Origin of the sequence: Streptomyces sp. NRRL F-5755 (assembly GCF_001279365.1) — a bacterium.
Taxonomy (GTDB): Bacteria; Actinomycetota; Actinomycetes; order Streptomycetales; family Streptomycetaceae; genus Streptomyces; species Streptomyces rimosus.
This window is the reverse complement of the sequence record NZ_LGCW01000220.1, coordinates 1-289: the sequence shown is the minus strand read 5'-3', so window position 1 is coordinate 289 and position 289 is coordinate 1. Positions and strand designations below refer to the sequence as shown.

1 protein-coding gene is annotated in these 289 nt (G+C 73.0%); it reads left to right on the top strand.

All coding sequences use genetic code 11. From position 1 onward, the window contains the following. Positions 1 to 289: transposase (locus ADK86_RS18265; protein WP_159393880.1), on the top strand; the 289-nt coding region annotated here is incomplete at both ends.

The window sequence follows — 289 nt, the reverse complement described above, 5'->3', positions numbered from 1 at the left end:
CCCCGGGCCAGGCCGGTGACGCACCCGCATTCGAGAAGGTCATGGCCCGGATCCGGGTGTCCCGGCCGGTCGGCAGACCGCGGACGGCACCGGTCTCGGTCCTGGCGGACAAGGCGTATTCCTCTGGGGCGATCCGCGGCCATCTGCGGCGGCGCGGGATCCGGGCGGTGATCCCGCAGCCTGCCGACCCGGCCGCGAACCGCAAACGGCTCGGCAGCCGAGGCGGCAGGCCACCGGCCTTCGACCGCGAGGCCTACAAGCAGCGGAACACCGTCGAACGCTGCATCAA